Annotated in this window: 5 protein-coding genes and 1 pseudogene; 4 read left to right on the top strand and 2 right to left on the bottom strand. The window is 53.0% G+C overall.

The features are described 5' to 3' along the window. On the top strand, positions 1 to 733 hold a 733-nt coding region (locus P3X23_RS00625), incomplete at its 5' end, for a hypothetical protein (protein ID WP_300872092.1). Continuing rightward, positions 730 to 1,770 (top strand): annotated as a pseudogene (locus P3X23_RS00615) (GIY-YIG nuclease family protein); the annotation flags it as partial. The gene P3X23_RS00625 and the pseudogene P3X23_RS00615, both read left to right, overlap by 4 nt. 509 nt (positions 1,771 to 2,279) lie before the next feature. Here the strand turns inward: P3X23_RS00615 and P3X23_RS00610 are convergent. Further along, complete coding sequence (locus P3X23_RS00610; protein ID WP_300872086.1) at positions 2,280 to 2,864, bottom strand: GerMN domain-containing protein; 585 nt, start codon at positions 2,862 to 2,864, stop codon at positions 2,280 to 2,282. Between the two features lie 146 nt (positions 2,865 to 3,010). Between P3X23_RS00610 and P3X23_RS00605 the strand changes: the two genes are divergently transcribed. Then, positions 3,011 to 3,256, top strand: coding sequence for a DUF6439 family protein (locus P3X23_RS00605; RefSeq protein WP_300872084.1), 246 nt, complete (start codon positions 3,011 to 3,013; stop codon positions 3,254 to 3,256). Here P3X23_RS00605 and P3X23_RS00600 read toward each other — a convergent pair. After that, positions 3,253 to 3,747 carry a metal-binding protein gene (locus P3X23_RS00600; protein ID WP_300872082.1) on the bottom strand — a complete coding sequence of 165 codons (495 nt, stop codon included), beginning with the start codon at positions 3,745 to 3,747 and terminating at the stop codon, positions 3,253 to 3,255. The genes P3X23_RS00605 and P3X23_RS00600 overlap by 4 nt on opposite strands. Before the next feature lie 271 nt (positions 3,748 to 4,018). Here P3X23_RS00600 and P3X23_RS00595 point away from each other — a divergent pair. After that, positions 4,019 to 5,199 (top strand): AMIN domain-containing protein (locus P3X23_RS00595; RefSeq protein ID WP_300872080.1); only part of this gene is annotated, 1,181 nt, incomplete at its 3' end.

The raw sequence follows: 5,199 nt of genomic DNA, 5'->3' as shown, positions 1-5,199 counted from the left end.
GTTTATCAAGGCCAGCCAACGGCCAACCCGATTTGCATTGAAAGAATTCAGCGGTGCGATTGTTATCACTGAGAACCCTGTGGTGGTCACTAAGAAGACGCCTTACAAAGAACGAGACCTGCATCCGTTCCTGACCTACTTTCTTTACACGTATCAAAGCATCTATACCAAGACGATCTATCACGAAGAATCCTCCAAAGACCGCTACAGCCAGTGGCTCCATCCCGACATGGTCGGTGTGTATTTCCCTTTGGAAACCTGGGTTCCAGAGGTACTGGATGTTGCACAGGAAGTGGGGAGCCTGGGGCTCAAGCTCTTTTCCTATGAGTTAAAGCGCGAGCTGACCTTTAGCAACCTGCGCGAATCTTTCTTTCAGGCCGTATCCAATTCATCCTGGGCGCACCAAGGATATTTAGTAGCCGCGGAGTTTTCCGAGGATGCGGATTTCTTGCAGGAACTGAAGCGGCTTTCGAACTCTTTTGGTATCGGAGTAATCAGGCTTGCCGTAGAAAATCCTGATGACTCCGAAATCCTGATACCGGCGAGGGAAAGAGAGTTTGTAGATATTGAGACCATGAATCGGCTGGCAGAAATAAATCCCAACTTCAAAGAGTTTCTCAAGCGGATTAAAACAGATCTGGCCAGCAAAGAAATCCGCAAGGAACGTTACGAGCGTGTTTACAACACTGAAGACTTACTAAGTCTGATATCTAAGAACGGGGGCTTAGAATGACAGAAGACTTCTTCCCCCGCCGTCCCAAAGTCACGCCCAAAATCTACGCCTACGAAGACACAAATCCGCAGTATGCAGGCTTGCTCAAGGTGGGCTACACCACCAGAAGCGTGCAGGAGCGGGTCGCCGAGCAATATCCCACCGTGCGCCCCGGACCAGCGCCCTACCGCATTGTGCTGGAAGAAGACGCCATCCGCAACAACGGCACCGCCTTCACCGACCGCGACGTGCACAACAAGCTGCGCATCAACCGCATTCGGAAAGAGGACGGCGAGTGGTTGCGCTGCACGGTAGAGCAGGTCTAATCTGCCAGCAACGCCGTGCGCGCCGGGCAATTGCTGGCAGAACAGCGCAGTCTCGCTATTGGCCTGCGCCCTGAGCAGGAAGCCGCCATCCAAAAGACGATGACCTACTTCCAGAGTTATCGCCGTGAAAACAACAAGCCGCCGCACTTTTTGTGGAACTGCAAGATGCGCTTCGGCAAGACCTTCGCTGCCTATCAACTGGCCAAGCGCATGGGCTGGAGAAAGATTTTGGTGCTCACCTTCAAGCCCGCCGTGCAGAGCGCCTGGGAAGAAGACCTGCGCACGCATGTGGATTTCTCCGGCTGGCAGTTCATCAAGCCCGGCGGCCTTACCTACGAGCAGGCGGACAAAACCAAACCTATCGTCTGCTTCGGCTCGTTTCAGGATTACCTGGGCCGCAACCCCTCCACTGGCGGCATCAAGACCAAAAACGAATGGGTACACGCTACCCACTGGGACTGCGTCATCTTCGACGAGTACCACTACGGCGCCTGGCGTGAGAAGACCAAAGACTTGTTCGAGGCCAAGGACAAAGCCATAGACTACTTTGACGAAGACATCCTGCCCATCACCACCGACCACTACTTGTACCTGTCCGGTACGCCCTTTCGCGCGATCGCCAGCGGCGAGTTCAGCGAGGAGCAGATTTACAACTGGACCTACACCGACGAGCAGCGTGCCAAAGCGGAATGGGATGAAACGAAAGGCCCCAACCCCTACGTCTTCCTACCTGTGCTGGCCTATGACGGCAGTTCCATGCGCCAGATTGACGCCGCCGGTGTGTTGGAGATGGCGATGAGTCAGAAGTGTTGAACGATAGATTGAGAGACTAGAAAAAAGGGAAGAAGTGGTTTATTCTTCCTTTGAAAAATAGAAAAACAACTAAATTACCATGGCATCCTTTGAAAAGATTGTCAAGTCTATCCTTAGACAAGTTGAGCTATTTGCAACTAGAACTCAGTCGGCGATGTTCAATAGTGCATTGGAGCGTTGATTGGCAGCCAGCGCCCCTTGTGGCTTAAAGCGTTAAGTTTTGTTAGAGGATTCAACACTTCTAGTCGGGAGTATGTCACCGTGTTGATTCACTGTGCTAACATTGACCACCCTTCAACTTAAAGAGCCACAATTCTCCCCTCGCTTGCCATTGTTAATTTTGTGAGCTGTCTAGATCTAGCTTTTTAGCTCGAAGTCCAAGGGTGGCTATCGGGGCGGGGTCTGCTTCTTCTCAGACTGGCTTGGCACTATTGGCTGCGCAGGGCAAAGGCTGTTTGAAAGTCCTGACGGGTCATGGGTTGTGTCACCTCTAGTCCCTCGCCTCCCAGTACACGCAGTGGCTCACCGCCAACGGAAATCCACACAGGAGCATTGGGATTACTGGCCGTTGCTGTGTAGAGTATTTGTCCTAAACGCGCTTGCATTGAAGCACTTCCGCCCCCTTTTGTAAACTCTGGGGAGAGATCGATATGAATGCCGTCGGCTTTAAGTTCTACACGGTTGACACGGGTATTGTCTGGAATACTGGTGGTGACATCCCGATTGGCAGGCCCTATCAAGAGCCGCTCCAGACGAGATTGGATAAAGAGTTCCGGTCGCGCTGCCGGCGCATTGATACGTACTGTGGAGGGCACTAAAACTAGTCTGTCTCCTTCATTTTTAACCCAAAAGAGTTGGGTTTCCTGTTGCTGGGCAACTTCCGCTGAATTGGGAACTGTATTTCTCTGTTGGGGCGGACTCAAGGTTAGCCATGCCGCTGTACCAGCCGAAGCAAGGCCAATAACAGCCAGCACAATCAAGGCGGGGCGGGAGCGGGTGACTTTTGCGACCATCGCAATCTCTCCTTGGCGGGGCGCACCTGCTTTTAGTTTAGACAGCATCATTCAAAAGTAAAGTTCCAGTATCCATCGCGTTAGAGGAAGCCAGAAACTGCTTAAGCTATAAGGGATAGCATTTTGTACTTTCATAACTTCAAATTATGCTGCAAAGAACGCCTCGGACTGAAGAACTGGCCACTGCTCTCCTTGATGCAGTTAGGATTGCGCCTCAAGATTGGCATCGCCTTAAGGGAAATCGCCGTGCCCGTGCTCTTGAACAAGCGGCTGCCGCCCTTGTTTATCTCCTAAAGGAAAATGATGCGGAAGCACTGGCACATCTGCAACAGGCGGTGGGTTGGCTCGATCACTCGATTAGTGCGCCCCCTTGCCCTACCCACCACCATTAGCGCCGCCAGCGTCGCCACTGGGAAACCACGAAATCACTGGTGACATGGAGCAATGCTGATAGCTCTAAACCAAGGGCGATCGCGACTCCCCATCGCCAATTTATTCCCTGCCAGCGACGTAACCATTCCTGTATGAGGGGAAGCTGTCCAGTGCATGAGGCGACTCCGGCCACAAAACCCAGTCCTAACCCCAGCCAAAGGCTCAAATAGAGTAGCCGAATCGTTGTGCCGACCATAGGACCATGGGTCCAAAATGAGCGGTGAGAAAAGGTCTTTTGGTAGGGTAGCCATATTCCCCGTAGCCAGCCCCAACGGTAATAGGGCAAAGAGAGTGGTGTATCGAGGTCTGGACTAAGGAGAAAGCCGCCAATACCAAAGCTACTGCTGGCAATCACTCCCCATCGCCAGTCCCGCGTGAGGGCACTGGCTGTGAAGCCCACAAGGGGCATGCCAATCCAAGTCAAGCGATCGTGGGTACGGCCACTGGGCATTGATGACTCCGCAGAGATTTCCTAGGGTAAGCCTACGGAAAAGTGGTCTAGATCATGCAATCGGAGAACTCATTAACTCCAGTGTGCGTCTAAGTGGACTTGAACCAAGCTGAAATTTGAATCTGATGAGGGGCGATCGCGCAAAACTAAATCGCAGGATGTGCCAGTTCACATGCCTGTCCCTGATCAAGTATGCTGAGCACATTTACCTAGGCGGCTTAGCTAGTCAACTTGATAGTGCGTTGTGCATCGCTGGTGGAGGAAGCGTGAGATGGATCAACCGTGGCGTTCGTGGCAATCTCGAGCTGTGATGAGTGTTCTATGGGCACCCACTGCTGCATTGATCATGGCTCAGCCCGCTTCGGCTAGCCGCCTACAGTTATGGCGACTCAACCCGGCCACCAATCAACTGGAAATTCGCACAGAACGAGGGGTTCAACCCCGTGCTGAGTTGGTTTACAATCCGACCCGCCTTGTAATTGACTTGCCCGGTGTAGTTCTCGGTAGCCCCCAGATTACTCAAAACTATAGTGGTGCCATTCGCCAAGTACGAGTTGCCCAGTTTGACCCCCAAACTACCCGGATTGTGGTGGAGTATGCAGCTGGTGTAACCATTGACCCGCAGCAAGTGCGCTTTCGAGGGGTAACAGCGAATAACTGGTTGGTGCAACTGCCTACCCCACAGCAACAAACAGTTTCGTTACCGACTCCTCCACCCCCTTCTCCTCCGGTAACGCCCACAGAGCCACTGCAAATGCGAAGTTGGCGGGCAGATAGCACGGGTTTTCTGGTGCTGGCCGATCGCCCACTCCCTGAAGGAAGTTACACCATTCGCCGTCTCCGCCGCGATCGGATTGAAATTCTTCTCAGCAACAGTGAACTGATTCGCAATTTTAGTCCTCGGCGTCTGGAGTTGCGCCGCTTTGGGCGCGATCGCGTCCGGGCAGAGATACGTGCTCAAAGCAATCGCCAAGTCCAAATTAGCCTCGACATTGACCCCCAAGAGGCCGATTGGCAAGTTTCTCCCCACAATGACGGCTTTGTAATTGTGCCCTCAACCACAGCAATTGCACCGATTCCACCATCGCCCCAACGCCCCAGTGTCATGCCTGCAGCCAATGCTCAAACCCCCGTCACAACGATTCAGCGTGTTGATCTAGGGGGACGGGAGTTGCTGATTCAGGGCGATCGCACCATTTTTTATAGCGTGGGTTGGGAGGGCGATCGCTATCGCATTCGTTTACGCCAAGCCCAATTGGGCAGCCAAGTCCGAGAACCCTATCTTGCCACTGGCAGCCCCCTAAGCAATATTGAATTTCGCCAAGAGGAGAACCAGAGTGTTTCTATTTTGTTGACCCCTGCCCCCAACTTTCGGATTCTTGGTCCTCGCCCCCTCTCCGCGGAATCCTTTGTGGTGCAAATCCAAGGGGTGAATGACTCACCGACGAGTGC

The organism is Thermosynechococcus sp. Uc (assembly GCF_029335995.1).
Classification (GTDB): Bacteria; Cyanobacteriota; Cyanobacteriia; order Thermosynechococcales; family Thermosynechococcaceae; genus Thermosynechococcus.
The sequence above is the reverse complement of the archived record's forward strand: the minus strand, read 5'-3'. Positions and strand labels throughout refer to the sequence as shown.